This is a genomic window from Actinopolyspora mortivallis DSM 44261 (assembly GCF_000384035.1).
GTDB classification, from domain to species: domain Bacteria; phylum Actinomycetota; class Actinomycetes; order Mycobacteriales; family Pseudonocardiaceae; genus Actinopolyspora; species Actinopolyspora mortivallis.
In genome coordinates this window covers 3,717,385-3,742,847 of sequence record NZ_KB913024.1, presented here as the reverse complement: position 1 = coordinate 3,742,847, position 25,463 = coordinate 3,717,385, and the positions used below count along the sequence as shown (strand labels likewise).

Below are 25,463 nucleotides of genomic sequence, written 5' to 3'. Positions count from 1 at the left end.
CGGCGGTGGTGACCTGTCCGACGGAACCGGTCACACCGTCGACGTGGTCGACCTCGTGCCCCGCACCGACCGCAACCTGGTGCTGGCCAAGCTGGGCAGCACCGTCGAGGGGGTCACCCCGGTGCGGCTGAGCGAGAACGCCGCCTCCCAGGGCGACACCCTCCGCTCTGCCGGTTACGGTCGCACCGCCACCGAGTGGACCCCGGACACCCCCCACACCGGCACCTTCTCGGTGGAAGCCGTCGAAGGCACCTCCCTGAGCGTGCTCGGCACCAGCGAGCAGGACAGTATCTGCAAGGGCGACGCGGGCGGCCCGGTGCTGCGCCAGGTCAACGAACGGGTGGAACTGGTCGGGATCAACAGCGCCTCCTGGCAGCACGGCTGCTTCGGGGAGGACACCACCAAGCGTGGTGCCACCGTGGCCCGCACCGACGACCTCGTCGGCTGGGTCAACTCCGGCATAGTGGGTTTGTCTGCGCTCGGGAGGAAACACTCCATCAATGTGAGTTGGTTACCTACCGGTGGGCAGCAGTACCGTTTGTACGGTTCTACCAGTCCCGAGGTTCCTCTCCAGGAATCCAATCTATTAGTTACTACGAACGGTACTGATTTTACCCACAAAGCTCTCTCCGCAGGGCAAACTTGGTACTATCGAGTAGTTCCCTTCTATTCTAACGGAGCTGGAACACCTTCGAATATTGTTCAAGCTAAAGTTTCCTCCGAAACCGGAACCGATTTCAATGGTGACGGTTACGAAGACGTTGCTGCCTTCAGTGTTGATGATAGTGATGATATTAACATATCTAATTCCAATGGAAACGGATTCGAAAAAGAATTCAAAAAGTCCTCGAAGTTCGTGAGCGAAGCTCAGGACAGGCTGAACGGAGACTTTAACGGAGACGGAAAGTCTGATCTTCTCATCACTCGGGTTGCTGACTACTCCGCGATTCTTGTTTATGTTGCTCTTTCTGGTGATTCTGGCTTCGATGATTTTAAACTGTGGGGAACTGTAGGAACTATAAACAATATTAGAGTTGGAGACTTTAACGGAGATGGAAAAGATGACATAGTCAGATTTCATGGAATGTTGACAGGTAAGGCCTATGTTTCGTTGTCAGACGGAAGTGGATTTATGGATGAGGAGGTCTGGCATGACGATTTTGCGATGAGCTTCAAGCCTGAGATCCCCGCTGTCGGTGATTTCAATGGAGACGGCAAGGACGACATAATTACTTTCCTGCGTGGAGATGATGGTCGAGTCTTTGTTTCCGTCTCCGATGGCCAGAGTTTTATTGAGGATAATGCTCTTTGGCATAAGAGCTTCTGTCTCAGTACTTGTCGACCACTTCCGAGTATTCCTGCTCCTACAAGCTGATTATTTTTTCTGAAACAAAAATCTCGGCGGACATTTGTATAGATGGCCGCCGAGATTTTTATGAAATAAATTATATTTTGACATTTTTGTTGATGATTTTTCGTTTTTACATCTTGTAAGTTTTTCGAAATAATGTTCCTGGATGGTGTTTAATTTTTTATTAAAAAGAACGGGAACCCGAGTTTGTCTGAGAGTTTATTCGCTGGATTTTTCCGTGGTTGGGAAAATGGAGATTTTTATTTCTTGAAAAAGTATTAGTCAATGTTGAAACGGGGAGGTAGTTCGATATTCTGGATTTGTTATTCTTCCTGACTTGTTCGTGTATTTGTGTAACTCTCACGTGCCTTGTTTATGCGGCGCCAATGGGAGTACGAAACGAATTATGCTGAACTGTCCCTTTGGTGGGGCAATCCTTTCGGGATGTGTTCCTCCTGGGGGTGAGGATGTCGACGACGAGCTCAATGATCGTCGCGCGAGATTTATAGGTGCCATAATTTAGTTGGATATCCAAATAATTCTGTCAATATTTTCGATGAATTTTCCAGTGAGGATATTTTTCCTTATTTCTTCGTCGAATGCTGGACTTAAAGCAGCGGAACCCCTAGTTTTTGTCCGAGGGCGGATGGGCCGTAGGACGGTTGTTCAAAGGATCTCACCCGTAAGGCAGGCTATTACATTCGTTGGCCGAAGCTGGTGACGGATGGGAAGAGGAGGGAGTCGACGATGCGAACCCCACGCAGTACGTTCGTCGCGGCCGTGACCGTGATGTGTGGCTTGGCCGCCGTCGTTCCTGTGGTCGTGAGGAACTCGTGGGAGCTGTCCTCGTGGCTGGACGAATCGTTGCAGCTGACGAGTCTCGTACTGCTGGGAACTGGAGCGCTCGTGTGGCTCGCCGCGGAAAAGGGAAAGCCACGGTGAACGAGGCGTGTGGTGTTTCGCCGTCCCTCACCGCCCCGAGCGTGGCCGACGTGCCCCGCTGGGAAAACGAGACCGCTACGGTGCTGGCGAGAAGGACAACGAGCACGCACTCATCGGTACCTCCTGCTCCCACGGAGAGGTCCCGACCTCAGTAGCAGGAGTACTCCGGCAGCGGCTGGCCCGAGACCTTGCGCAGGGCCTCGGCCACCTGTTGCAACCACCACACGGCGAAACGTGCCGGGGTGGTGGGATCGCTCCAGTCCGCGGTCTTGTCGAAGTGCTCGTCGATGGGTGGCCGCCCGGGTCCGAGCACACCGTGCTCCACCCCGTAGGCGATGCGCATGTTGACCAGCACCCAGAACCACGCCTCCACCTGTTCGGCGGTGTGCAGCACCAACCGCTCCCCCTGGGGCGGCAGGGTGGACAGCACCAGCTCGGCGTCGTCGCGCAGCCTGCTGACCAGGTCGGCCTCCATCCAGTCCCGCAGCGCGTCGTCGTTCACCGGATCGCACCAGGTGTCCCGCAGCGCACGCAGCATCGTCGAGTCCAGCGGGGTCACCGGCAGCGGCAGGCGGAGCCGTTCACAGAGCCAGTCGTACTCGCGGTACTCGTCCAGTCTGCCCTGGATGATGTCCCGATACCGCGGCAGTGAAGCACGCAACCACCTGAACATGGTCGGATCGAACTCAGCGACCAGCCTGTTGTCCACAATGGAGCACTTCACGGTCATATCCGAGTCTCCCATCGCCCCGGCCCTGAATCCACCGTTGATTCTCGCAGCCGACTCGAAGGGAGTCGCAACCGGCGTCCACTGTGCTGGGAAGCGGGTTTTCCGCTTCGGAGAACATGTCCGGAAAATCCCGTACCGCGACGGCGAGCGGCATCCACGTGGTGCCGACCCCGTTGTCGGCCGCGTGGAATCGCCACCCGCCGTGCCGGAAACTCAGTAGCGGTGGGCGGTCGCCTCGCCCGTGGAGGCGTTCCAGTAGACGTAGCCGCCCTCGAAGTCACTGCGCCTGCCTCCGGGCACGCTGTACTCGTTGGACTCCGGATACCCCAGCCAGGAGGTCTCGGCCCCGAGGTTCAACCAGAGCCGGCGGATGGTGCCCCGCACCGAGTGTGCCCCCGTGTCCGGACTCCAGTACACCGAGGCTCCCGCGTGGTCCTCACCACGGAAGTGGGTGTAGACCCCGTCACCCTCGGAGGTGTCCGCCGTGTCCGAGGTGGGGTAGTCCAGCCGTCCCCGCTCGTAGCCGTTCTTGGCCCAGAACTGTCGTGGCGGCCCCCAGACGCCGTGCGCTCCGGTGTCCGGAGTCCAGTAGATCGAGGCGGTGCCGATCGCGTCGGTGCCCGCGAAGTGGTTGTAACGTCCCACCTCGTCCGGGGTGGTCTTCTCGTCGGTGGTGGGCACCCCGTAGGTGGCGTGCCGGCCCAGTTCCTCGTAGCGGTCGGAGATGGCGCCGTGCACCTCGTGCGCCCCGGTCTTCTCGGTGTGGTACATCCAGCCGTACTGGAACTGTCGGTAGGACATTCCGTTGACGTCGTACTCGGTGTCCACCGGATTGCCCAGCACCTCGCGGAGGTGCGGCTCGTTCCAGTACCTCTTCTCGATCGGGGTGAATTCCGCGGGGGAAACCTCGGGAGGCTGGAGCCGTTGCCCAACGTCGCCGCTGGCGGTTCCGGACAGCCCGAGGGAAAGGGTCGCCGCGAGCATCGTGGCGGTTCCCGCCGCGCTTTTTCGGAAGATCGAACCCTTGCGCAAGGTCACGGACACTCCTGTTCGTCTCGCCGGATCAGGACGAACACCAGAGTGCGCTTCCGTCGTCGAGAACCGTGGAACGAACACGGCGGAAAAATAAGGTTTTCACATTTTTTCACCCGTTCGGGAGAAAAAAGGGGCCTTCCGGGAGAGTCCCCGGAAGGCCCCACGGCTTCCCGGTGGGCGGCGGTTCGGGACTCACCGCGACCGGGAGCGGACGGGAAGGCAATTCCCGCCCGGCGGACTCACCAGGGCTGGTCCACGATCTCTCCGGAGTCGTAGTAGAAGCTGATGTGACCGCCCTCGAAGTGGTTCCTGCGGCCGATACCGTCCCCGAGATCGAACTCGCCGGTGGTGGGGTAACCCAGGTAGGACCTCTCCCAGCCCATGCTGGCCCAGTGGTCCCGGATGCCGCCGTAGATCTCGTGGGCCCCGGTACTGGGGGTCCAGTAGATCGAGGCCCCGCCGGCACCGTTGAAGTGGTTGAACCGGCCCCGACCGTCCGGGGTGCTGCGCTCGTCGGTGGTCGGGTAGCCCAGCACGCCGTTCGGGCCGCCCAAGTCGTAGTAACGCTTCCCGATCAGTCCCTTGACCGTGTGCACCCCGGTCTCGGGGCTCCACAGGATCCCGGCCGGATTGCCGTCGACCCCGGTGAACAGGTTGAACCGGCCGATGTCGTCCTTGTCGGCCAGCTCGTCGGTGAGCGGATAACCCATCGGACCGCGCTCCCAGCCGGTGGCCGCCCACTTCTCCCGGATCAGCCCCTGGACGAGGTGAGCACCCGTCTGCTCGGTCCAGTAGATCGAGGCGTTGTTCTCGAAGTGGTTGTACCGACCCTTGCCGTCCGGGGTGATCCGCTGGTCGATGGTCGGGTAACCGATCGGACCGTTCGGGCCACCGTACTGGCCCCACTTGTCCCGGATCTCGTCCCGGATCACGTTGGCGCCGGTCTCGGCGGTCCAGAAGATCGTGGCGTTGTTCTGGAAGTTGTTGAACGTGGCACGCTCATCGTAGGTGATGTAGGTGTCACTGATCGGGTAACCCAGCTCGTCCTGGGCACCCACCGAGCGCCACTTCTCCAGCAACGGACCGATGATCACGTGGGTGCCCGCCTCGGAGTGCGCGTAGATCGCGCTGGTCACCCCGTCGGCCCGGTAGACGAACTCGTTGTAGGCGGTGCCGTCCTCGGTGGTGAGCTCGTCGGTGGAGGGCACACCGAGGGCCTGGTGCCCACCGATGTTGAGGTACTTGTCCAGCACCTCGCCGAAGACGATGGTGACGCCGTACTCCGGCGTCCAGTAGAACCGCGCGTTCTCGTAGTCCTGGTAGCGCAGCGAGTCGTCGACGACGACCTCGTCGCCCTGGGCCGCGCCGACACGGTCCTTGGTCTGCTGATCCAGGTTCTCGTAGCGCTCCTGGATCTTCCCCTCGCCGGCGGTCACCTCGGCGGCGGCCGGCCCGTCCTGGGGAGCGCGCTCGGTCGCGGCCGCGTTGCCGGGAGTCTTCGGGGTTTCCCCGTACACAGGCCCCCGCAGGGAGTCGCCGAGGTCGGCGGAACTCCGCTCGGTGGTGGAGGGGCTGTGCTCCGTGGTGGAGGTCTCCTCGGCCGTGCTCTCCGTCGTGGACTCCGCGGAGCCTTCCACGTTCTCCGCCGTGGAGTCCTCCGTGGCCGACTCCTGCTCCGTGGTGCTCTGCTCGGCGGAGGTCTCCGGCGCGGAGCTGGTCGTGGTGGAGCTCGTCGGCTGCTTGCCGGAGTCGGTCTGTTCGGCGTCCTCGGCGACGGCCGGGGCGGCGGTGACCAGCGCGGCCGCCGTGCTCAGGGCGACAGCGTGTCCCACAAGGTTCTTGACCTGCACTAAATTTCCCCTTTCGATCTTCGATTCCATGATCGGACGAAAGGGGGACGTGTGTCTCGTTTTGTTATCGTTTCGCAGCCGAATTTACCCGTGCAAAGAATCCCTTTACGGGTGTAACGCGGTGACGTGAACAACAACCATTCGGTGTCACTTCTCGTCGTCGTCTTTGTTCTCTTCGCTGTCGGTTCCCGCGTTGTCGGTGATGTTCGGGTAGTCGTTGTCGGCCAGAGTGGGCAACCGTTTCCAACCCCAGCGAATCCGTTCGTGCACTTCCGTGTCGAATCGTTCCACGGGGTGGCGGTAACGCAGGACGTAAACATGTCCCCACTTTTTGCGTTCCGGACCGCTCGGACGCAGTTCCGCCGCCAGGCGGGTCTGTTCCCATTCCCGCGCGGTCTGCACCCAGGCACCACCCCAGGAGAGGTTGCTGATGTTGTCCGGCCAGGACGGGGGAAGCAGTTGGTCCACCGTCATCCGCACCCGAGGTGTGTCGGTGATCCCGTCGTCGATGCCGACCTGGTTGGCACACGGCCACTCGGCCGCCCCGATGTGGTTGGCCAGCACCGGGCGGTCCCGGGTGATCTCCGAGATCGGGCGTGCCGAGGTCAGTCGGGGTTCGGCGGCGGCGATCCAGGTGTTGGCGCCGGTGACCCTGTCCTCCAGTGCCACGCGCACCCCCTCGGCCCGTGGGGGGACCCGCGCGGTCAGCTGCTGCCACTCCCGCAACGGCATACGTGTGTCCGGGGACAGTTCCCGCGAGCCCAGCACCCGCCATTCCGTGTCCTCGACGGTGCCGAACTCCACACGCAGTCGCTGACCTCCCAGCGCCCCGGCCAACGGGACGGTCACGTGCGTGCCCGCGCTGCTCCGGGGAATCCGGTACCAGCCCGTGGTCAGTTTCCCGGTTCCGGTGCTGGTGCCGTCCGGCACGTCATCGTGCCAGAGCTCGGTGCGCCCGTCCCAGGGACTGGTGACCATCGGGACGGGACGGTCGGTACGGAAGTCCCCCTCCAGCCGGGGCGGCCGCTCGGGCGGGGTCAGCCCACGCTCCACCGGAAGCTGCACCTCGACCGCCTCGGCCAGCCCGCACCCGTCCCCGAACATCGTGCGCACCCCGGAGGAGGCGATCGTCCAGCCGGGCCACTGGTTAACCGGCGCGTAGGAGAAACTCGCCACCAGCAGCAGCACCCCGGTCAGCGAGGCCGCCCCCAGCACGGCGCGGTCCGGGCTGAGCGGCACCGTCCGCCCCCGGTGCCCCCGCCAGGCGCCCCACGCCAGGATCATCCCGGCCACGCCCAACCACACCAGGGGGTTGCGCAGGTACAGCTCGTCGATGTGCGGCTGGGTGTTGGCCGTGTCCGGATCCGGGTCCAGATGGTTGCCGAAGGGCTGGCCCGCGTCGGAGAAGGGGATCCACCAGGTTCCCCCGGCGTAGCTCAACGAGATCACCGCGATCAGCAGCACCAGGCTCGCGCTCAGGGCCACGGGGGCGTTCCGCCGGGGCAGCGGGGAACGGATCAGCGCGGCGGCCAGGAGCACCGTGGGTGCGGCCGCCACGGCGTGGAAGTGGTTGACCCACTTGGTGGGACTCAGGGACAGCAGGGCCAGCGCCACCACGCTGGTGAGGGCGCTGGCCAGCAACAGCCTGCGCACCGGATCGCGGCCCGCCCCGGATCGTCCGCTGCCCACCGCCACCACGGCGATCAGCGCGAGCGTGAGCAGCACCGGCAGCCGCCGGGCCCAGCCCGCCGTGTTCAGCAGCGTCTCGTAGTGCTGGTACTCCTCGTACCAGGAGTACGACAGGTAGTACCACTGGTGGACGTCGTAGGCCTCGAGCACGTCCCCCAGGCTCGCGTCGGCGAAACCGACCGGAACGATCACGCTGGCCGAGGCCAGCGCCAGCAGCACCGCCCCGATCCGCGCCGACCAGGGGCTGCCGCGCAGCCAGCGGAACAACCACGGCAGGCTCAACACCAGGGGAGCGGCGGCGACGACCCCCGTGGGGGAGGCGGTGACACCGAGCACGGCGCACACCGTGGCCACCGCCAGCATTCCCACCGAACGCCGCAGCAGCGCCACCTCGGCCAGTACCAGCGTGGCCGCCGCGCACAGCACGATCACCGGCTCGGGACGCAGCGTGGTCCCGTAGGGCAGGTACCACACCAGGTGCGCCACCAGCAGCGCCCACGGCACGATCCGCAGTCTCCCGGCCCGGCCCAGCACGGTGGCCAGCAGGATCCGCAGCAGGAACCAGGTGGCGATCCCACAGACGGTGGGAACCACCCGCATCCACCACAGTGACCAGTCCCCGAGCCATCCCCAGAGTTGCAGCAGGTACTGGCTGAGCACGAACGGGTTCTCGGTGACGTTGAACATGTAGACGAAGTTGCCGACGTACCCGCTCTCGACGGCGTTGCGCGCCATCATCAGGTACCAGCCGTCGTCCATGTTCGTCGGGCCGAGGAAGATCCAGGCCACCGAGACGAGCACCAGCACCGCGTCGGCCGCGCCGGGGCGGGGCACCCGCAGGCGCCGCATCGACCTGGTGCCGCCCCAGCGTCGCCAGGCCAGCACCAGGGTCGTCGCCAGGGCCAGCGCGTGGGCCAGCAGCAGCCCGAGCTTCAGCGCACTCGGCCGGGACTCGTAGCGCGCGTCGGTGTGCAGCCGCACCGACAGCCCCTCGGCTCCGGCGGTTCCCTCCGCGGCGGTCGACAGCTCCGCCACCTGCGGGGCGAGCAGTTCCGGCCGGTGCGTCAGCGTGGTGTCCCCGCGCGACAGCCGCACGCCGTCCCGCCCGGCCGTGATCCGGTAGGAGCAGTCCCCCTCCGGCACGGGTGCGCTGTGCAGCGTCTCGCCCGAGACCCGGACACGCACGGTGCCGTCCCCGGCGGTGACCGACAGCCCCTGCTGGCCGTCCGGGGGCTGGGTGCGCAGGACCGCCGCGCGTTCACCGGCCCCGGCGGCACCGTCGACCTGGCGCACCGCCGCGCAGGGGACCACCGCCTCCAGGCTCAACGGGCGGTAGGGCGACAGCGGCACCACCGTGGAGACGGGGGGTTCCCCCTCCTCCGGCCAGGTGATCACGGGGTCGTCCACCCGCACCGGGGCGAGCACCGCGAGGGCCCCCAGCAGCACCGTCAGCCCGGCCAGCAGCGCGATCCGCCGGTTCCCACGCCGCGTGTGCCCGCCGTCGCTGGTTCCGGGGTGGGTCTCCGATGTGGGTCGTGCCGGTGGTGATTGGTGTCCCATGCCCAGTGGTCTTCCGGCCGGCCGGTTCGTCGACCGCGCCGCGGGGCCCGGTCACGATCCTGGCGAGGTTGTCGGGTGGTGTCGCCCGCCCGGGGCGGGGTTTCCCGGTACCGCCCGGGGCGGCTTCAGAAGGGGAGTCTGCGGAACACCGCGCGCGGCAGGTGCCGCAGCACGCTCATCACGTAGCGGAACTGGGCCGGGGCCCACACCAGTTCCTTGCCCTTGCGCACGGAGTCGACGATGATCCGGGCGACCTGCTCGGGGCTCTGGGCCAGCGGGGCCTCCTTCAGCCCCTCGGTCATCTTCGAGGTCACGTGCCCGGGACGCACCACGGTGACCTTCACGCCCGATGGGCGCAGCGCCTCGGTCAGCCCCGTGTAGAACCCGTCCATCCCCGCCTTGGACGAGCCGTAGGCGAAGTTGGAACGCCGCACCCGCTCACCCGCCACGGAGGACAGCGCCACGATGTGGCCGTGCCCCTGCCTGCGCATCCGCTGGGCCAGCAGCACCCCCACGGTCACCGGGGCCACGTAGTTGATCTCGGCCATCTCCCGGGCCGCGTCCACGTCGGTCCACAGCCGCTCCTGGTCGCCGAGCACACCGAAGGCCACGAGGGCGACGTCGATGTCCCCGTCGGCGAAGGCCTTGTCCAGCGCCTCGGCGTGGGTGTCGGGATCGCGCGCGTCGAACGCGACGGTGGTCACCGTGCTGCCGGTCTCCCGCAGCCGTTCGGCGGCCCGCTCCAACCGTTCGGAGGGGCGGGCGGCCAGCACGACGCGCAGCGGGCGCTGCCGGGCGTACTGCTCGGCCGTGGCCAGCGCGATGTCCGAGGTGCCGCCGAGCAGCAGCAGGGACTGGGGGTTGCCAACCGCGTCGATCACAGGTTCAGCCTCCTGGCCAGGTCGGAACGGAAGATTCCTTCGGGGTCGACGGCGGCGCGTGTCCGGCGCCACTCGTCGATGCGCGGGTACATGCGTTCGATCATCTCGGGGGTGGTGCGGGACTCCTTGGCGAAGTACAGCCTGCCGCCGACCCCGAGCACGATCTCGTCGAGCTGGTCGCAGAGCGCGTGCAGCCCCGGCCTGATGGGGAAGTCCACGGTGATCGTCCAGCCCGGCGTGGGGAAGGACAGCGGGGCCCGGTTTCCCTCCCCCATGCGTTTGAGCACGTTGAGGAAGGAGACGTGCCCGGAGCGGGCGATCAGCCGCATGATCCGGCGCAGCTCGTCCTCGGCGTCGAACGGGACGATGAACTGGTACTGCAGGAATCCCCTCGACCCGTAGGCTCGGTTCCACTCGCCGAACATGTCCAGCGGGTGGTAGAAGCTCGTCAGGTTCTGGACCAGTCCGCGCCCCTTCCTGGGGGCCTTGCGGTACCAGATCTCGCCCAGGGTGCTGAACGTGAACCTGTTGGCCAACCCGTTGGGGAAGACGTCCGGGAAGGTCAGCAGCTGCGGGGCGTCGAACTTCAACGGGTTGGCCCGTAACTTCTTCGGAAGCTGGTCGAGGCGGGCCAGCGAGCCCCGCGAGAACACGGCCCGGCCCAGCTTCGGTCCGCTGGAGATCGCGTCGAACCAGGCCATCGAGTAGTCGTAGGACTCGTCCGAGCCGTTGCCGAACAGCTCCAACGTCTCGTCGAGATCGGCCGTGCGGTCGTAGTCCGCGATGAAGTACGCCGACTCGGTGTGCTTCATCGCGATCCGCGCGCGGACCACGATCCCGGTCAGCCCCATGCCGCCGACCGTGGCCCAGAACAGCTCGGAGGACTCGCCGTCCGGGGTGAGCGTGCGCACCTCGCCGTCGGCGGTCAGCAGGTCCAGCGAGAGCACGTGGCTGCCGAAGGATCCGTGCGAGTGGTGGTTCTTGCCGTGGATGTCCGAACCGATCGCCCCACCCACGGTGACCTGGCGGGTGCCCGGCAGCACCGGTACCCACAGCCCGAAGGGCAGGGCCGCGCGCATCAGCCGGTCCAGGTCGACTCCCGCGTCGGTGTCCACCACGCCGCTGTCCGCGTCGATGGAGTGGATCCGGTTGAGCGCGGTCATGTCGACGACGGTGCCGCCCGCGTTCTGCGCGGGGTCCCCGTAGCTGCGCCCCAGGCCACGCGCGATCACTCCGCGCTCACCGGCCTCGCGCACCGCGCGGGCGATGGCCTCGACGTCCGGTGTGCTGACGACGCGGGCCGTGGTGGGCGCGGTGCGCCCCCAACCGCTCAGCCTCTTGTGCTCGTTGTTCACCGATCCCACTGGAGGGAGTCTATCGACGCGACACCGCACCGACCCGCCGGGTGACCGCGGCGGGTCGCGCCCGTCGCACCGGGTGACCGACCCGCTGTGCGCTGCCGGGAACACGCCCCGCGGCCGTGCCGTGGCGGGCGGTGTGTCGAGGACACGTCGGTGCCGGAGGCCGAGGGCGACTACACTCGCCGGGAAACCGGGGGAGGCGGGTGTCGTGCGCGGTCCCCCGCGCCGCCCGTCGGGGAACCCGCGCGATGTCGTCGACAGCTGAGGTGAACTGGTGGCCGTGGCCGAGAGCACCGCCGAACCCGAGGTGAAGAAACTGGGGATCGTCAACCAACTGGTCCGTTTCGGACTCATCGGCGCCGTCTGCGCGTTGCTCGACTACGGCTCGTACATGACGCTGCTGTCCCTGGAGCTGCCGAACTGGCTGGCCCGGTCACTGGCCTTCGTGCTCGGGACCTCCGCCTCCTACGTGGCCAACCGAAGACTCACCTTCGCCGGGGCCAACACCGGCAACACCAAGGCCAAGGCCGGGGCCTTCGTGGTGGTCTACGTCATCACCTTCTTCGTCAACATCGGCACCAACCAGCTGCTGTTCGTCTCCCTGCCCGAGTTCGGGTTCGGGTTCGGTGAGCAGCTCCGGTGGTCGCTGTGCTGGCTCGCCGGACAGGCACTCGGCACCGGGATCAACTTCGTGATGCTGCGCTGGGTGGTCTTCCGGGAGTGAACCCCGACTTCCCCGGGTGAGCGGGTTTCCGGAACCGCGCCGGTCGACGAGGATCCACCCCGTGGGGAAACCGGCTTCCGGCCGGACACCCGCCCGGCTGCCCCGGGGTTTCCGGGTGACGACCGGGCGGGTGGTGCGGGCACCTACTGGTCACCGGCTCCGCGCTGGTACTTCTTCCCGTCCCGGAACCCGATGTCGTCGCCGTTCGAGCTCTGCCGGGACGTGTCCCTGTTGTCGGAGCTGGGCACGTCGCCGGGCAGCTGCACCGGCCTGCTCACCGGCCCCGGACTCCAGGTGCCCCAGTGGGTCTGCCGCTCGATCCGCATGGCCGCCTGCGCGGGAAGTGCCTCCGGGGCGTAGGGGTCCACCGCGTAGAGGGTTCCCCAGTCCCGTTGCATGTCCCCCCGCAGATAGGTCGGCAGCTCCCGCATGCTGGTCGTCAGGCTCATCCAGCCGAACGGCCCCGCCGCGTCGGGGGAGGACCAGCCCTGCCCGACCGAGCGCAGCGCACCGCCCGCCGACACCCGGAAACGGGGCACCTCGGCCACCCCGTGACTGATCTCCGGCAGTCGCAGGCAGGGATGCTGGAAGGCGGCCGTCCACTCCACGAAGGTCGGGGCGTCGCCGATGAACTCGGTCATGTTCGTCAGGCGTGGGGCGCGCGGCGCGCTCACCGCCAGCCAGCCGTCCTCGCCCAGGGCCTGGTCCACGGCGATCACGCGGACCTGTTCGGCGTCGCCGGCCTTGCCGTCGACACTGATCCGCGCGTCCCGCCACTTGAGGGTGGGGCTGGTGACCACGGGTCGGCGGTCGGTGATCTCGAAGCCGTCCTCGGTCTGTTTGCCGAACTCGACGAACAGGCTGTTCGCTCCGCTCACCTTGCCCGCCAGGGCGAGCACGAGCGGCACCTCGCCGTCGCGGGCACGGTCGGGCAGGTCGTACCACTGGGTGCGCAGTTCGCCGGTTCCGAGGTGGCGTTCGTCGTAGCTGCCCCACACCGGTGCCTTGTCGGTGCCCAGGCCGTAGGGGGGCTGCCAGTCGCGTTCGAACTGGTCGCTGCCGTCCCCGGGCGGGAGTCCGTTGTGCCGGTAGCCCTCCATCTTCGCCCCGAGGTACTCCTCCGGGGTCTCCCGGTCCTCGAGCCGGTCGGGTACCTCCAGGTCCGGTTCGGGAGCACGGGGCTGCTGCCCAGCGACGGACAACATGCCCTCCAGCGGGTTCTGTTCCACGTAGACGTAGTCCGAGAGACCGCAGCTGCGTCCGGCGAGCTGGCGGACCGAGTCCCAGCTGAGGCTGTAGCTGCCCCACTGCTCCTCGATGACCTTGCCGAAGATGGCCACCTCGCCGATGACCAGCAGCGCGCAGATCACCGACAGCGGGGCGGTGCCCAGCCGCAGCGCCCGGCTGCGGCGTTCGAGGCCGGTGCGGCCGTTGCGGTCCAGCTTCGGCGGGTTGGTCACGTGGGGCCGGTGCTCGTCGATGCGCAGGTGCTCGATGAAGGCCACCACCAGGGCGATCCCGGCGACCACCAGCAGCGCCGTGCTGGCGTCGTAGCCCGCCAGCGAGGGTGGCTTGTCGTACCAGGGAACTCCCCAGCCGGAGACGTACCACCAGGCGTTCGGGCCGGTGGCCGCGAACGCGCAGATCAGCATCAGCCCGGCGAAGAAGGCCGCCCGGTTGCGGCGGGAACGCAGCACCGTGCTGCTGGTGGCCAGCGCGGTGAGCGCCGCCAGCGCACCCCCGACGGCGGCGAACACGCCGAAGTGGTGGGTCCACTTGGTGGGGGTGAGCATGAGCACGAAGAACGACAGTGCCGTGAGCCCGAGCAGCCTGCGGCTCGGGCCCAGCGCGGCTCCGCGGATGCGTCCGCGCCGCAGCAGCACCACGGCGCAGGTGACCAGGCACAGGATCACCAGCAGCACCGGGAAGCGCCGGGTGAGCGAGCCGTCGGCCGAGGCGCTGAACAGCAGTGAGTAGCGACTCAGCTCCTGGTACCAGCTCAGGCTCGGCCCGATCTCGCCGCGCAGCTGGGTCGACTCGATCACCGACTGCCAGGTCTGGTCCCAGTAGACGATGTTGAGGATGAAGAAACCACAGGTCGAGATCGGAGCCAGCACCGGCAGCCAGCCGAACTCCCTGATCCGCTGGCGCACCAGCCGCAGCAGCGGCTTCAGTGCCACCACGTAGGGCAGCACCGCGATGAGCCCGTGCGGGTTCGCCCCCAGTGCCAGGGCCGCGCCGAACAGTCCCAGCGCGGCGGGCAGCAGCCTCCTCGTGGCCACGGAGCGTTCCACGGCGGCCAGGGCCAGCAGGGAGAAGAGCACCACCACGGGCTCGGGGCGCAGCCCGTTGTTGTACGGCAGCCAGAAGGCGAGGAACACCGCGGCGGCGGCCCAACCCGCCGCGCGGCTGCGCCGTACCTGCTGTCCCAGCCGGGGCAGGATCTCGCGGCTGATCAGCAGCCAGCTGACGATGCCCATCAGCAGGGCGGGCAGACGCACCCACGGGGTGGCGGTGGACACCTGGACCCACTGCGAGTAGAGCTCGTAGAACCACCCGAAGGGGGATTCGGGGGCGCCGAACCAGCGGTAGTAGTTGCTGATGTAGCCCGCCCCGTCCCTGGACCGGGCGATGGAGAGGATGTAGCCGTCATCGGAGGTCATCGCACCGATGAGCCACCAGATCACCAGGGCGATGATGACCGAGGCGTCCCGCCAGGTCGGTTTCCACCAGCCGGCGGGGACCAACCGGGGGGCTCTGCGCCCAGCACGCCGGTCGAGTCGGCGCAGCACGACCGCACAGCCGACGAAGCACAGGGCCGCCAGGACGATGACCGTGAGCTTGAACGCCGTGATGGCGGTGGACCAGCGGGTGTCCACCTGGGCCCGGAAGGAGACGTCGGTCATCGGGTCCAGCTGGTCGTCGAGCTGGGAGAAGATCCCGGTGAGCTGGGGGCGCCGGTCCTCGCCCCGCACACTGGCCAGCGTCTGGTCCCCCACCTCGGCCACGGTGCGCGAGGCGTCGGAGGAGACGGACAGGGTGCAGTCGCCGCTCGGCAGGGGCGTGGTTCCGAGCTGGCGGCCCTTGGACAACAGGGTCAGCCTGCCGTCGTCCACCCGCAGCACCATCCCGGTGAGGTTGCCGTACTCGGCCGAGGGGGCGTTGGTGCTGAGCAGGGTGGCCGCGTTCTCGGTCCGCTCGTCCAGGCTCCGCACCGCCGCGCACGAGGCGGTGAACTCCAGGTCCACCGGTGAGTAGATCACCAGCGGCGCCGAGACCGGCTCGGTGCCCTGCGCGGTGGGCCAGCGCAGCTGCGTGATGTCGTGTCGCACGGGCAGGAACGGCACCGACAACGACAGGATCGTGCCGACGACGCCCAGCACGGCGGCGATCACACGGAGGCGCTTCGCCCGTCTGGTGTTCGACGCTTCGCCACGCCCGGAGGGGTTGTCGGGTTGCTCCCCCGGATCCGGTCGCTCGTCTTCTTCCCGCCCGACGTTAAGCACGTGTGGAGAATAGTATCCCGTTCAGGCGCACTGATCCTCGGTACTGGCCGGTGTGGGAGGCGACACGGGGCGGGTGCACTGAACTGGAGTTTCACTCCTTCGGGCGATGCGGTGCGTTTCCGTTTCGTCGGCGCCGCACCGAACGTCCGGTGTGACCGTTCGAGTCGTCTCCGCCCGGCCGAGGGACAACGGCCGGGCGGAGACGCCCCTCAACGGCGGTAGAAGTGCTCGCGCCGTCCCTGCCGGAGCAGCCGCAGCCACTCCAGGAAGGTGCGCGGGCTGCGGCGCTGCCCCACGAAGTAGAGTCCGAAACGGACGATCTCCAGAGTGCCGATGAGCCGCATTCCCGGCTGGGACAGCAGGTAGCCGCGGTTGCGGTAGGTGTAGTAGCGCTTGGTGGGGTTCTCGGGGTCCTGGGCGTGGAACCTGCCGCCCAGCATCGGTTTGAACTCCGCCGACCCGTCGGGGTGCAGGAAGCGGGTGCGCAGCGTCGTGCCGAACGGCAGCCCCGAACGCACCAGCCTGCGGTGGACCTCCACCTCGTCGCCGCGGACGAACAGCCGGTAGTCGGGCACCCCCACCACGTCCAGCGTGCCGGCCCGGAACAGCGCGCCGTTGAACAGCGAGGCGATGCCGGGCAGGAAGTCCCGCTCGGAGCCCTGTCCACGCAGTTCCTCGGGGCGGCGTTTCCAGCTCAGCCCGCGCCGCAGCGGGAAGGCCAGCCGGTGGGGACGGTCGATGTCGACCACCACCGGCGAGACGGCGGCCAGCCCCCGGTCCTCGGCCTCCTCCAGCAGGGTGCGCAGGGCGTGCTCGTCGGCCGGGCGTCCGTCGTCGTCGCCGAGCCACACCCACTCGGCCCCCAGGGCCAGCGCGTGCATCATCCCGAGCGCGAAACCCCCGGCTCCGCCGAGGTTCCGCCGGGAGGGCAGGTAGGTGGACGGCACCGGGCACCGCTCGACCGTCTCGGCGGCGGGCTCCTCCGGCCCGTTGTCCACCACGACCAGGTGGTCGGGCACCCGGGTCTGGTTGGCGAGCACCTTCAGGGACTCGGCCAGCGACTCCCTGCGGTTGCGGGTGACGATCACGGCCACGACCGCCCCGGAGGGCAGCGGGGCGGACTGTTCGGGTGCTGTCATCAGGTCTCGTTGCTTCCGATGGTCGCGGCTCGGTCGGACTCGCTCTGCCGCATCCGTTCCAACGCCTTGGGGCTGAGGTTCTCGAAGGGGTCCTTGCCCTTGTAGTGGGTCAGCACCTCGCGCAGTGAGCCCTGCTCCCTGATCCCGCCCTTCTCCATCCAGATGGCGGAGTCGCACAGTTCGGCCAGGAACTCGTCGGAGTGCGAGGCGAACACCAGCAGTCCGGAGCGCTTCACCAGCTCGGTGAGCCTGCCCTTGGCCTTGTCCAGGAACTCGCTGTCCACGGCGCCGATGCCCTCGTCCAGCAGCAGGATCTCCGGGTCGATGGAGGTGACCACGCCCAGCGCCAGCCGCACCCGCATCCCGGTGGAGTAGGTGCGCAGCGGCATCTCCAGGTAGCGGCCCAGCTCGGAGAACTCGGCGATGTCGTCGATGCGCTTCTCCATCTGCTTGCGGCTCATGCCCAGGAAGAGCCCGCGGATGATGATGTTCTCCAACCCCGAGATCTCCGGGTCCATGCCCACGCCGAGGTCGAAGACCGGGGCGACCTTGCCCTCGATGCGCGCGTTGCCCCTGGTGGGCTCGTAGATGCCGGACAGCAGGCGCAGCAGGGTGGACTTGCCCGCCCCGTTGTGGCCGACCAGGGCGACGCGTTGGCCGTGCCGCAGCGAGAGGTTGATGTCGTGCAGCGCCTCGATGATCGGAACCTTGTTGTCGGTTCCGATCTTGCCTCCCGTCTTGCCCAGGACCGTTTTCTTCAGCGAGCGCGACTTCGCGTCGAAGATCGGGAAGTCGACCGCTGCGTTCCACACATCGATGCTGACCATGTGACGTGCTCCCGATCAGATCCAGTAGGTGACGCGGGCGCGGTAGTTGCGCAGCACGAGCAAGGCGATCATCCATCCGAGCACCGTGATGCCTGCCACCACGGCCCAATTGGTCCATACGACCTCGGAGCCCAGCAACGGATCGCGGACGATCTCGATGTAATGGTACAGCGGGTTGAGCTTGGCCAGGCTCAGGTCACCGCCGCGTTGTTCCAGGATCTGGGCGTTCCACACGATCGGCGTCATGAAGAAGATCAGCTGCATCAGGCTGCCGACGACCGGCGGGATGTCGCGGAAGCGGGTGCTGATGATCCCGAACAGGGTGGCCACCCAGGCGCCGTTGGCGAACAGCAGCAGCACGGCCGGTATCGCCAGGAAGAAGGACCAGCCGATCGGCATCCGCATGATCGCCAGCACGATGAAGTAGATGATCAGGTTGTGCCCGAACAACAGGATCTGCCGCCAGGTGAGCCGCAGGATGTGCACGGTCAGCGGGGCGGGCAGATGCTTCATCAGCCCCTCGTTCTGGATGAACACCTCGGTGCCGTCGGTCAGGCAGCCCGAGATGAACCCCCACACGATGAAGCCGACCGCCACATAGGGCAGGTGGGTGTGGAGGTCCTGGCCGAACAGCTTGGCGTAGAGGATCCCCAGCGCGGTGACGGTCATGCCCATGCTGATGGTGATCCACAGCGGGCCGATCACCGAACGCCGGTAACGCTGCTTGATGTCCTGCCATCCGAGATGCGCCCACAGTTGCCGCTGCTGCGCACCCTCGACGATGTCGGTGAACGCTTTGCGCCAGCTTCGAGATGATGTCTCCGGCGGCGCGGCCGGTCGCTCTTCCGTGCTGGTTGCCTGCACGATGTGCAGCGTACCGACCGGGCCGTGTCGCGTTGCGGTGGGATTGCCCCCGACGGATCCGTCCCGTTCGTCCCCGAGGGACCGGGTGAGCCCCGTTCGTCCGGTTCGAAGGGACACACCTAGCCCCGCTCCGGGCCGGTGCGGGGCGGAAGGAGGGGATGGTTGCCCCGGAGTGAGATCTCTCGCCTTCCCGTTCAGAGATACTGGCCGGGGGAGCCGCGGTGTCCCTGTCCCGGGGAACCCTCCGTCTCCCCGGAGGGGAGGGCACCCTGACGCATCTTCTCCAGCTGGGTGCGGGCGGCCAGCTGCTGGGCGTACAGCGCGGTCTGCAGCCCGTGGAACAGCCCCTCCAGCCACCCCACGAGCTGGGCCTGGGCGATCCGCAGCTCGGAGTCGGAGGGGGTTTCCTCCTGGGTGAAGGGCAGTGAGAGCCTGTCCAGCTCCTCGATCAGTTCCGGGGCCAGTCCCTGCTCCAACTCGCGGACGGAGGAGCGGTGGATCTCCTTGAGCCGGTTGCGGCTGGCCTCGTCCAGTGGAGCGGCCCGGACCTCCTCGAGCAGCTGTTTGACCATCGTGCCGATGCGCATCACCTTGGTGGGCTGTTCGACGAGTTCGCCGAGGTCCTGCTCCTGGCCCTGCTCCTCGGAGGAACCCGCGCCGGAGCCACGGGCACCCCCCTCCGAGGAGCCCTCCGAGCCGGAGCCGCCCGGCGCGTTCTGCCCACCGACCACGAACATCTTTCCTGGTTCGATGTCCCTACCGTCCATGTCCCCATAGTGGCCGCCCGTCCCCCCGGAGTGCGAACGCGGCCCCTCGGAAGAGGGAGGGATACCGGTGGAAGGACCCGCCGGGCCAGCCCCGTTCGAGTCTCATCCGGTGGTGAGCAGCACCTTCCCGTGGACACCGCCGGCCTCCAGCAGCTCGTGCGCCCGGGCCGCCTCGGGCATGGGGTAGGTGCTGTGCACCACGGGGCGCACCTCGCCGCGCTCGATCATCGGCCACACGCGCTGCCGCACGTCGGCGACGATGCCGGCCTTGCCGTTCGGGCCCTCCAGCGGACGACCGCGCAACCCGAGCGCGGAGACGCGTATCCGCTTGACCAGCATCTTGCCCAGGTCCAGCTCGGCCTTGCGACCGCCCTGCAGGCCGATCACGGCCAGGTGCCCGTCCTGGGCCAGGGCACTGAGATTGCGGTCCAGGTAGGAGGCCCCCATGTTGTCCAGGATCACGTTGGCCCCGCCCATCTCCTTGACCTCGGCCACGAAGTCCCCGTCGCGGTAGCTGACCGTGGTTTCCGCGCCGAGTTCGGCGCACAGCCGCAACGAGGCCTCCGACCCGGCGGTGGCGGCCACCCGCGCTCCGAGCGCGCGGCCGATCTGGATCGCGCAGGTTCCGATGCCACCGGAACCGCCGTGCACCAGCAGCACCTGGTCGCGGGAGAGGCCGCCCTCCTGCACCACGTTGGACCACACGGTGCACACCACCTCGGGAAGCGCGGCGGCCTCGACGAGGTCGACGCCCTCGGGGATCGGCAACACCTGGGTGGCGGGCGCTATCACGCGTTCGGCGTAGCCGCCTCCGGCCAGCAGGGCGCACACCCGGTCGCCCACCTGCCAGTTGGTCACTCCCTCGCCGAGCGCGGCCACGGTTCCCGAGCACTCCAGGCCGGGCAGTTCACTCGCTCCGGGCGGGGGAGGGTAGGACCCCTGGCGTTGTGCCAGGTCCGCCCGGTTGATTCCGGCCGCCGCCACGTCGATGGCGACCTCGCCCCGTCCGGGCTCGGGGGTGGGCTGCTCCCGCCATTCCAGTACCTCGGGGTCGCCGGGTTCGCGGATCGTGATCGCGTGCATGTCCCGACCGTAGCGCCGTCCGGCGGAGGCGGCGGGCACCCGTGTGAGCCGGTCGGCGTGTCGGAGGTTCCGCGAAAGACACGCGGAAACACTCCTCACGTTTTCGGGAAAAACGGGAAACGTCGTTCGGGAGGGCTTTTTTCGTGTTCCCGCCGCCCGGTGTCCGGTGTGGAACTCTTGACTTATCCGGATCGTTCCCCGAATTTTTGAGCGGCACGTATTCACCCGATACGGGGAGCATGATGACAGTGCACAGAGTTCGTAGTGGACGGCTGGCCTCCGCGCTGTTCGCGGCGGGCGCCGTCGCGGCGGCCACGGCGGCCCCGGCCGCCGCGTTTCCGCAGCAGAGACCGGCTCCCGTGGACACACCCACGGTCAACGACGTGAACAGGCACCTGGTGGCCTTCCAGCGCATCGCCGACCGCAACGGCGGGACACGCGCCTCGGGAACCCCCGGTTACCGGGAGAGCGTCGACTACGTCGCCAACAGCCTCCGCCGGGCCGGATTCCGGGTGTCCACACCCGAATTCGACTTCACCAAGTACCAGCTCGACTCCGTCTCCCTCGACGTGGCGGGCGAGCCGGTCGAGACCGACGCTCTGGAGTACTCCCCCGCCACTCCGGAAGGCGGGATCCAGGCCCCGCTGTCGGTGACGCCCGTGGACGACTCCACCGGTTGCCAGGCCGCCGACTACGACGGTGCCGACGTGGCCGACACCATCGTGCTGATCAAGCGGGGAGCCTGCACCTTCGCCAAGAAGCAGCGTCTGGCCGCCGAGCAGGGCGCCGAGGCGGCGATCATCTACAACAACGTCGAGGGTGAGCTCAACGGAACCCTCGGCGGTGCCGAGGCGGGCGTCATCCCGACCGCCGGGGTCACCAAGGCCACCGGGGCCGAGCTGGTCGAGCGCGCGGGCAGCACCGCCACCCTGGACCTGCGGGCGACCTTCGACGAGATCACCACCCAGAACGTGATCGCCGAGACGCGCACCGGCCGTAGGGACAACGTCGTGATGGCCGGGGCCCACCTGGACAGCGTGGACGAGGGGGCCGGTATCAACGACAACGGAACCGGCAGCGCCGGTCTGCTGTCCACCGCGCTGAGCATGGGCGGCACCCCCGACGTGAACAACGCGGTGCGCTTCGCCTGGTGGGGAGCCGAGGAGTCCGGGCTGATCGGTTCCACCGAGTACGTCAACGGGCTGAGCTTCCAGGAACAGCTCGACATCGCGATGTATTTGAACTTCGACATGATCGGCTCGCCCAACGCGGGCTACTTCACCTACGACGGTGACGACTCGGACGGGGTGGGCGCCGGGCCCGGGCCGCACGGCTCCGCCCAGATCGAGCAGGACTTCGTCGAGGCCATGAGGAACCAGGGCATCGAGGTCGAGGGCACCGACTTCAACGGCCGCTCGGACTACGGACAGTTCATCGCCGAGGGGATCCCCGCCGGAGGGCTGTTCACCGGCGCCGAGGGGGTCAAGACCGAGGAGCAGGCCGCCAAGTGGGGCGGTGAGGCCGGAGTCGCCTACGACCCCAACTACCACGCCGCCGGTGACGACCTGAGCAACGTCGACCGCGGCGCGTTGATCCGCAACACCAGGGCGATGGCCGAGGTGGTGGACCACTACGGCCAGACCACCGAGGAGGTCAACGGGATGCGGAGCAGGGCCGAGCGGGCCCAGCTGCGGCGCATGGCCGCGGCCGAGCCGATGTCCTCGCACGAGGCCCGGCAGTCCCACGGGCACTCCTGCCAGCTGCCGCTGAAGTGACCCCGCGGGCACGCACCGCACGGTGAGACACGGCGGGGCACACCTCGTGCCCCGCCCCGCGCGGAAGGACCGCCCCCGTTCCGCCGCCGGGCGGCTCAGTCCAGTGCGCGCCGCAGGAAGAACCCGATGCCCAGCGCCCCGAAGATCAGGCAGGCCAGCACCAGCGCCAGGACGCACACCCACGGGGGCATGTGCGGGATCCCGGGAAGCAGCGCACCCCGCATCCCCTCGCTGACGTAGGTCAGCGGGTTGAACGCGCACACCACCTGGAACCAGCGCAGGTCCTCCAACTGGGCCCACGGGAACTGGCTGGCTCCGGTGAAGATGAGTGGGGCCAGGATCACGGCGAACATGATGTTGATCCGGCGCGGCGGAACGGCGGCTCCGACGGTCAGCCCCACGGCGCCACCCGCCAGGGAACCCAGCACCATACACAGCACGGCGAAGGGCAGCCCGGACAGCTCCCAGGCGACGCTGCCCAGCATGAGCAGTCCGATCGGGAACATCAGCAGCGCGGCGAACAGGCCGCGCAGCGCTCCGAACAGCATCTTCTCCACGGCCACCCAGGTGATCGGCAGCGGCGCCAACAGCCGGTCCTCGATCTCCCGCGAGTAGGAGAAGTCCAGCACCAGCGGGAAGGACGTGTTCTGCAGCGCGACCAGGAAGGCGTTGAGCGCGATCATGCCCGGCAGCAGGATCTGTGCGTAGCCGGGCTGGGTGTAGCCGAGCTGGCCCAGCACCTTGCCGAAGATGAACAACAGGGCCACCGGCTGTACCAGGACCTGTGCCAGAAAGCTCGGCAGCTCCCGTCCGGTGACGAACACGTCCCGCCCGAGCACGGCGGCGAAGGCACGAACCGATCTCGCCGTGGTGGTCAACGCAGATCCCTGCCCGTCAGTTCGATGAACACGTCCTCCAGGCTCGCCGAGCCCAGCGCCAGGTCGGTGACCGCCACCGCCCGCTCCTGCAGGCGTGCCGCCACCGGACCGAGCAGGGGACCCGCCTCCCCGTCGACGTACAGCCGCAGCCGGATCCGCTCGGTGGCCTCCGTACCCGCCGGAGGCCCCAGGTCCTCCACCCGCTGGACTCCCGGGATCTCGGACAGCATCCCGGTGATCTTCTCGGCGGCCGTCCCGTTCGGATGGACGGTGGCGTCCACCGTCCCGCTGCCGGGCAGGGACCTGATCAGCTCGTTCGGGGTGTCGACCGTGAGCATCCTGCCGTGGTCGACGATGCCCACCCGGTCCGAGAGCTTCTGGGCCTCGTCCATGTCGTGGGTGGTCAGCACCACGGTGATCCCGGCGGAGCGCAGGTCGCCGATCCTGTCGTGCAGGAACAGCCGCGCCTGCGGGTCCAGGCCGGTGGAGGGCTCGTCCAGGAAGAGCACCTCGGGGTGGTGGATCAGGGCCCGGGCGATCATCAGTCGCTGGGACTGGCCCCCGGAGAGGTCGTCCACGCGGGCCCTGGCCTTGTCCGCCAGCCCCATCCGGTCGAGCAGCTCGTCGGCGAGGGAGTGTCGTTCGCGACGCCCTATCCCGTGGTAGGTGGCGTGGAACAGCAGGTTCTGGCGGGCGTTCAGCGAACGGTCCAGGTTGACCCGTTGGGGGACGACCGCCACCTTGGTCTTGGCCGCGACCGGGTCGCGGCCCACGTCCACCCCGCCGATCAGGGCTTTTCCGGAGGTGGGCACGATTCTGGTGGTCAGGATGCCCACCGTGGTGGTCTTGCCCGCCCCGTTGGGACCGAGCAGTCCGAAGATCTCGCCGCGTCGTACCCGGAAACTCAGCCCGTCCACGGCGTTGTGCCTGCTCTTGGGGTAGCGCTTGACGAGGTCCGCCACGTCGACGGCAGCGGTCACGTTCTCCCCTTTCGTCCACGTGGCTGGTGCCCTGGGCCCCGGACGGATTGTACTCCCGTGGGCCGGTACGGGGACGGGTTCTCCGCCGAGTCCGTCGGGTGTCGGCCGCGTGTGCGGGGCGCCCCCGGTGTTGGTCGATTCCGGTGCGGGTCGCTACGCTACGGGACCGGAAGCGTGGCAGAGCGGCCTAATGCACTCGCCTTGAAAGCGAGCGGCCCGAGAGGGCCCGCGGGTTCGAATCCCGCCGCTTCCGCCAGTGTGAGCGGGGAAGACGAAGCCCGGTGGACGGACGTTCCGCCGGACTTCGTTCGGTTCCGTCTCAGTTTTCGTCTCAATCACCTTCATCAGCGGCACGTGCGGGGAGGGCGACCTTCCGCACCGGGGTGGGACTTCCCGACCACGCCGACTCCGATCAGCGGGTCACGTGCACGGTGCTGCTCGACGGTTCCTCGGCGGCGCGGCCGGTGACGGTCTCCGTCGGGGGGGACGGAGGAACTCGGGTCGACGTGCGGGGCGGTTTCCGGGTGCGGGTGAGCGCCGCTCCCACGAGTGACCGCGTGAGTTCGGCGGTGCTCATCGATCCCGTGTTGCTCCCCTGAGCCCGTTCCGCCGGGCGGCGAGGGAAGAGGTTCAGTCCACGGGAGGGCGGGTGTTGGACTCGCCCGGTGGGGCCACGTTGGCGCTGAGACGGTCGAGCAGTCCCTCCAGACACGTGAGGTCCCGTTCGTCGAGGCCGGTGTGCAGTCTGCGGTCGAATTCCACCGCCGCCTCGCGCATCCGGTGGAAGGCCTTCTCGCCCTCCTCGGTGAGCTCCACCAGATGGGTGCGGCGGTTGCGCGGGTCGCGTCTGCGGGTCAGCAGCCCGTCGGCCTCCATACCGTCGAGGTGCTGGGTGAGGGTGGCCGCGCGGATTCCCACGGCGGCGGCGAGTTCCCGCTGGTTGGCGGCGGGGTGTTTCCGGAGGGCCATCAGGACCAGCCAGCGGGGGCGGGAGCCCCCCACCGCTCCCAGGGCCTCGTCGAAGGCGCCGCTGACGATCTTGGCCGTGTTCGCCAGCCGCAGTCCGAGGGGCGGTCCCGGTGGTGGTGCCGACATACCCGCAGTCTACTACGAACGGTTCGTTGTCTTACCGATTGGCCCCTTATCGTTAGGTTCCTAATATTGTGGTGAACGTACCGACGGTGCGCGGGGACTCCGGCGGGGTACGACCTGCCAGGACGGTCCGAGGTCGGAGAGGTTCACACACGGGGATCCGGTGGTGTTCGCGGTGAACAGTCTGGCCTTCCCTCCGGTCGTCTCCCTGCTGGGCCTGCTGGTCGCCGTCATCCTGGCGGTGTACAAGCCGTGGGGGCGGATCCGGCGAGGCGGGAGCTGAAACGGCTCCGCACGGTTCCCGGAGCGTGGTTTTGAAAATCGTTCTCCGTGGTGGGAATGAGCGCGAAGTCTCCCCGAAAGGGTGATCTTGTATCACCCTCCAGAGTGAATTTTTCTCTCTTTTTCTGCGAAAGGTTTTTTGTTCAG

At 67.6% G+C, this 25,463-nt stretch carries 20 protein-coding genes and 1 tRNA gene; 6 read left to right on the top strand and 15 right to left on the bottom strand.

The genetic code is table 11. From position 1 onward, the window contains the following. Window positions 1-43: 43 nt before the first annotated feature. Together ACTMO_RS22575 and ACTMO_RS23540 are read left to right on the top strand one after the other, a co-directional pair. Complete coding sequence (locus ACTMO_RS22575) at window positions 44-1,375, top strand: FG-GAP-like repeat-containing protein (protein ID WP_169509080.1); 1,332 nt, start codon at window positions 44-46, stop codon at window positions 1,373-1,375. A gap of 723 nt (window positions 1,376-2,098) precedes the next feature. Next, the gene (locus tag ACTMO_RS23540) at window positions 2,099-2,293 is read left to right on the top strand and encodes a hypothetical protein (RefSeq protein WP_019855981.1); all 195 of its coding nucleotides are present in this window, start codon (window positions 2,099-2,101) and stop codon (window positions 2,291-2,293) included. A gap of 148 nt (window positions 2,294-2,441) precedes the next feature. Here the strand turns inward: ACTMO_RS23540 and ACTMO_RS0117500 are convergent, their stop codons facing one another. The 6 genes from ACTMO_RS0117500 to dprE1 form a co-directional block, all read right to left on the bottom strand. Continuing rightward, window positions 2,442-3,023 carry a DUF2017 family protein gene (locus ACTMO_RS0117500; RefSeq protein WP_019855980.1) on the bottom strand — a complete coding sequence of 194 codons (582 nt, stop codon included), beginning with the start codon at window positions 3,021-3,023 and terminating at the stop codon, window positions 2,442-2,444. Window positions 3,024-3,236: 213 nt separating this feature from the next. Then, window positions 3,237-4,061, bottom strand: a complete 825-nt coding sequence (locus ACTMO_RS0117495; protein ID WP_157062935.1) for an LGFP repeat-containing protein — start codon at window positions 4,059-4,061, stop codon at window positions 3,237-3,239. Window positions 4,062-4,297: 236 nt separating this feature from the next. Further along, window positions 4,298-5,908, bottom strand: a complete 1,611-nt coding sequence (locus ACTMO_RS0117490) for a hypothetical protein (protein ID WP_019855978.1) — start codon at window positions 5,906-5,908, stop codon at window positions 4,298-4,300. Between the two features lie 147 nt (window positions 5,909-6,055). Next, a complete protein-coding gene (locus ACTMO_RS0117485; RefSeq protein ID WP_019855977.1) occupies window positions 6,056-9,157 on the bottom strand; it encodes an arabinosyltransferase domain-containing protein in 3,102 nt (1,033 codons plus the stop codon). 125 nt (window positions 9,158-9,282) lie between these two features. Further along, entirely contained in the window at window positions 9,283-10,038 is a 756-nt protein-coding gene (gene dprE2 / locus ACTMO_RS0117480; RefSeq protein WP_019855976.1) for a decaprenylphospho-beta-D-erythro-pentofuranosid-2-ulose 2-reductase, read from the bottom strand. Then, on the bottom strand, window positions 10,035-11,402 hold the full coding sequence (gene dprE1 / locus ACTMO_RS0117475) for a decaprenylphosphoryl-beta-D-ribose oxidase (protein WP_019855975.1): 1,368 nt from the start codon (window positions 11,400-11,402) through the stop codon (window positions 10,035-10,037). The genes dprE2 and dprE1 overlap by 4 nt, the downstream gene beginning before the upstream one ends. A 271-nt stretch (window positions 11,403-11,673) precedes the next feature. On the opposite strand from dprE1, the gene ACTMO_RS0117470 reads away from it, so the two are divergent. Further along, window positions 11,674-12,123: a GtrA family protein gene (locus tag ACTMO_RS0117470; protein WP_019855974.1), complete on the top strand. Its 450-nt coding sequence runs from the start codon at window positions 11,674-11,676 to the stop codon at window positions 12,121-12,123. 143 nt (window positions 12,124-12,266) lie between these two features. Here ACTMO_RS0117470 and ACTMO_RS21390 read toward each other — a convergent pair whose 3' ends face one another. From ACTMO_RS21390 to ACTMO_RS0117440, 6 genes are all read right to left on the bottom strand, one after another. Continuing rightward, complete coding sequence (locus ACTMO_RS21390) at window positions 12,267-15,629, bottom strand: arabinosyltransferase domain-containing protein (protein ID WP_084792207.1); 3,363 nt, start codon at window positions 15,627-15,629, stop codon at window positions 12,267-12,269. A gap of 209 nt (window positions 15,630-15,838) precedes the next feature. After that, a complete protein-coding gene (gene glfT1, locus ACTMO_RS0117460; RefSeq protein ID WP_019855972.1) occupies window positions 15,839-16,768 on the bottom strand; it encodes a galactofuranosyltransferase GlfT1 in 930 nt (309 codons plus the stop codon). Then, complete coding sequence (wzt, locus tag ACTMO_RS0117455; RefSeq protein ID WP_019855971.1) at window positions 16,768-17,595, bottom strand: galactan export ABC transporter ATP-binding subunit Wzt/RfbE; 828 nt, start codon at window positions 17,593-17,595, stop codon at window positions 16,768-16,770. The genes glfT1 and wzt overlap by 1 nt, the downstream gene beginning before the upstream one ends. A gap of 15 nt (window positions 17,596-17,610) precedes the next feature. Further along, a complete protein-coding gene (gene wzm, locus ACTMO_RS0117450; RefSeq protein ID WP_026449358.1) occupies window positions 17,611-18,459 on the bottom strand; it encodes a galactan export ABC transporter permease subunit Wzm/RfbD in 849 nt (282 codons plus the stop codon). Between the two features lie 194 nt (window positions 18,460-18,653). After that, window positions 18,654-19,226: a bacterial proteasome activator family protein gene (locus tag ACTMO_RS0117445; protein ID WP_019855969.1), complete on the bottom strand. Its 573-nt coding sequence runs from the start codon at window positions 19,224-19,226 to the stop codon at window positions 18,654-18,656. A gap of 102 nt (window positions 19,227-19,328) precedes the next feature. Beyond that, the gene (locus ACTMO_RS0117440; RefSeq protein ID WP_026449357.1) at window positions 19,329-20,309 is read right to left on the bottom strand and encodes an NAD(P)H-quinone oxidoreductase; all 981 of its coding nucleotides are present in this window, start codon (window positions 20,307-20,309) and stop codon (window positions 19,329-19,331) included. Between the two features lie 242 nt (window positions 20,310-20,551). On the opposite strand from ACTMO_RS0117440, the gene ACTMO_RS0117435 reads away from it, so the two are divergent. After that, window positions 20,552-22,084, top strand: a complete 1,533-nt coding sequence (locus ACTMO_RS0117435; RefSeq protein ID WP_169509079.1) for a M28 family metallopeptidase — start codon at window positions 20,552-20,554, stop codon at window positions 22,082-22,084. A 95-nt stretch (window positions 22,085-22,179) separates the two neighbouring features. On the opposite strand, the gene ACTMO_RS0117430 is transcribed toward ACTMO_RS0117435, so the two are convergent. Together ACTMO_RS0117430 and ACTMO_RS0117425 are read right to left on the bottom strand one after the other, a co-directional pair. Next, window positions 22,180-22,962: an ABC transporter permease gene (locus ACTMO_RS0117430; protein WP_019855966.1), complete on the bottom strand. Its 783-nt coding sequence runs from the start codon at window positions 22,960-22,962 to the stop codon at window positions 22,180-22,182. Further along, complete coding sequence (locus tag ACTMO_RS0117425) at window positions 22,959-23,942, bottom strand: ABC transporter ATP-binding protein (RefSeq protein ID WP_019855965.1); 984 nt, start codon at window positions 23,940-23,942, stop codon at window positions 22,959-22,961. The genes ACTMO_RS0117430 and ACTMO_RS0117425 overlap by 4 nt, the downstream gene beginning before the upstream one ends. A 168-nt stretch (window positions 23,943-24,110) precedes the next feature. Between ACTMO_RS0117425 and ACTMO_RS0117420 the strand changes: the two genes are divergently transcribed. Both ACTMO_RS0117420 and ACTMO_RS0117415 read left to right on the top strand, forming a co-directional pair. Beyond that, window positions 24,111-24,198 (top strand) — tRNA-Ser (locus ACTMO_RS0117420). Between the two features lie 127 nt (window positions 24,199-24,325). Then, window positions 24,326-24,541 carry a hypothetical protein gene (locus ACTMO_RS0117415; RefSeq protein WP_019855964.1) on the top strand — a complete coding sequence of 72 codons (216 nt, stop codon included), beginning with the start codon at window positions 24,326-24,328 and terminating at the stop codon, window positions 24,539-24,541. A 31-nt stretch (window positions 24,542-24,572) separates the two neighbouring features. Here the strand turns inward: ACTMO_RS0117415 and ACTMO_RS0117410 are convergent, their stop codons facing one another. Further along, window positions 24,573-25,037, bottom strand: coding sequence for a MarR family winged helix-turn-helix transcriptional regulator (locus ACTMO_RS0117410; RefSeq protein WP_019855963.1), 465 nt, complete (start codon window positions 25,035-25,037; stop codon window positions 24,573-24,575). Window positions 25,038-25,463 lie beyond the last annotated feature (426 nt).

What these genes read in the sequence shown, in the direction of transcription:
- ACTMO_RS0117440 (WP_026449357.1), bottom strand. Translation starts at nt 20,309, where the DNA reads ATGCACGCGATCACGATCCGCGAACCCGGCGACCCCGAGGTACTGGAA.
- ACTMO_RS0117500 (WP_019855980.1), bottom strand. Translation starts at nt 3,023, where the DNA reads ATGACCGTGAAGTGCTCCATTGTGGACAACAGGCTGGTCGCTGAGTTC.
- ACTMO_RS23540 (WP_019855981.1), top strand. Translation starts at nt 2,099, where the DNA reads ATGCGAACCCCACGCAGTACGTTCGTCGCGGCCGTGACCGTGATGTGT.
- wzt (WP_019855971.1), bottom strand. Translation starts at nt 17,595, where the DNA reads ATGGTCAGCATCGATGTGTGGAACGCAGCGGTCGACTTCCCGATCTTC.
- ACTMO_RS0117435 (WP_169509079.1), top strand. Translation starts at nt 20,552, where the DNA reads ATGACAGTGCACAGAGTTCGTAGTGGACGGCTGGCCTCCGCGCTGTTC.
- ACTMO_RS0117485 (WP_019855977.1), bottom strand. Translation starts at nt 9,157, where the DNA reads ATGGGACACCAATCACCACCGGCACGACCCACATCGGAGACCCACCCC.
- ACTMO_RS0117445 (WP_019855969.1), bottom strand. Translation starts at nt 19,226, where the DNA reads ATGGACGGTAGGGACATCGAACCAGGAAAGATGTTCGTGGTCGGTGGG.
- ACTMO_RS0117410 (WP_019855963.1), bottom strand. Translation starts at nt 25,037, where the DNA reads ATGTCGGCACCACCACCGGGACCGCCCCTCGGACTGCGGCTGGCGAAC.
- glfT1 (WP_019855972.1), bottom strand. Translation starts at nt 16,768, where the DNA reads ATGACAGCACCCGAACAGTCCGCCCCGCTGCCCTCCGGGGCGGTCGTG.